Source organism: Nodularia sp. UHCC 0506, assembly GCF_034931045.1.
In the GTDB taxonomy this organism is placed as follows: domain Bacteria; phylum Cyanobacteriota; class Cyanobacteriia; order Cyanobacteriales; family Nostocaceae; genus Nodularia.
This window is the reverse complement of the sequence record NZ_JAYGHH010000067.1, coordinates 1-2,092: the sequence shown is the minus strand read 5'-3', so window position 1 is coordinate 2,092 and position 2,092 is coordinate 1. Positions and strand designations below refer to the sequence as shown.

Annotated in this window: 1 protein-coding gene; it reads left to right on the top strand. The window is 44.2% G+C overall.

Translation table 11 applies throughout. From position 1 onward, the window contains the following. Nucleotides 1-2,058 (top strand): ATP-binding protein (locus VB654_RS23375; RefSeq protein ID WP_323216217.1); only part of this gene is annotated, 2,058 nt, incomplete at its 5' end. Between the last annotated feature and the right edge of the window lie 34 nt (nucleotides 2,059-2,092).

Here is a 2,092-nt window from a genome sequence, read left to right as displayed (position 1 = left end):
CGGGCGGCATTAGGGGAAACAGAAAGTAATAGGGAAGATTTTAATTCGGAATTGAGTAGTAATAATGCACTTAATACCCTCTGCAATATCTTTAATTTATCAAACTTTGAGCGAGATATCTTGTTGTTATGTTTGGGGATGGAAATAGATGCCAATTGGGGTTTTTTATGCAGCAATGCCCCAGGTAATCATCCTCAAAAACCCTATCCAACATTCAGTTTAGCGATGGCAGTTTTACCCACTGCTTATTGGCAAGCTCTCACACCCTCTGCACCGTTACGAAAGTGGGAAATGATTCATATTGGGGAAGGTGCAGCACTCAACCTGAGTCCATTACGAATTGATGAGAGAATATTACACTATCTCATGGGTTGTGACCATTTAGATGGACGGTTACAGAGTATTATTGAACCTTTAACACAGACAAATGAAACCCAAGTAGCTTCTCATCGGCAGTTAGCTGAACAATTAGCCACAACCTGGACGCAAACAGTCGGGACAATATTACCAATTATCCAGTTGTGTGGGGATGAAGTAGGTTCTAAGAGAGCGATCGCATCCACAGCTTGCCGATTACTTAATCTCAATTTACACTTAATTTCAGCTAAGGCAATTAGCAACTTCCGTAATCACGAAATCAATGATTTATTGCGTTTGTGGTTAAGGGAATCAATGTTGACTAGTAGTGCTTTGCTGCTGGATTGTGATGAAATTGATATTACAGATCCCGCTAAAGATGCTGTTATTGCTAGATTAATTGAAAATATCTCCAGTCCGTTGATCATTACCACTGGAGAAAGAAGGCGATCGCTCCAACGTCCCCTAATCGCCATCGAAGTCCACAAGCCCAGTACCACTGAACAAAGGATAATTTGGCAAAATGCCCTCAAAGAAACAGCACCCAACCTCAACGGACACGTAGACACCTTAGTTTCCCATTTCAGCCTCAATGCTGCCAGCATTCACACCATCTGTACTGAAGCCAAAGGAAAATGGGTCAATAGCGACAACTCCACACTCCACACTCAGCACTCCACACTCCACACTCAGCACACCACAAACCACACTCCACACTCCACACTCCACACTCCACACTCCACACTCAGCACTCCACACTCCACACTCAGCACTCAGCACTCAGCACTCAGCACTCAGGAAGCACTCAGCACTCAGCACTCAGCACTCAGCACTCAGGAAGCACTCAGCACTCTTTTATGGGATACTTGCCGTTCTCAAGCCCGTCCACGTTTAGATGAGTTAGCGCAACCAATTGAAGTAGGTGCTACCTGGGATGATTTAGTCTTACCAGAATTACAACGCCAAGTTTTACGGGATATTCCGGCTCATGTGCGACAAAGAAGCAAAGTCTATGAACAATGGGGATTTGGCAATAAAGGAGGACGTGGTTTAGGTATCAGCGCTTTATTTGCAGGTGCTAGTGGTACAGGTAAAACAATGGCCGCAGAAGTGATTGCTGATGAACTCCGTTTAGATTTATACCGGATTGATTTAAGTCAAGTAGTGAGCAAATATATCGGAGAAACTGAGAAAAACCTGCGCCGGGTATTTGATGCGGCAGAAGCTGGGGGCGCAATTTTACTGTTTGATGAAGCTGATGCTTTATTTGGTAAACGCAGCGAAGTGAAAGACAGCCATGACCGTCATGCCAATATTGAAGTAGGCTATTTATTGCAACGGATGGAGTCCTATAGGGGTTTAGCAATTCTGACCACTAATTTAAAAGGTTCTCTAGATCAAGCCTTTCTGCGGCGGATTCGGTTTGTTGTGCAGTTCCCCTTTCCTGATGCTAGTCAAAGGGCAGAAATTTGGCAGCGCATTTTCCCCCGTCAAACACCTACCCAAGATTTAGATCCCAGTAAGTTAGCGAAATTAAATGTATCTGGCGGTAATATTCGCAACATTGCCCTCAATGCGGCTTTTTTGGCTGCTGATGCTGGTGAGCCTGTGGAGATGAAACATATTTTACAGTCGGCTAAGAGTGAATACGCGAAGTTAGAACGACCGCTAACAGATACTGAAGTGAAAGGCTGGGTTTGATATTTCCGTTAGGAAAGCACAGGACACAATCAAT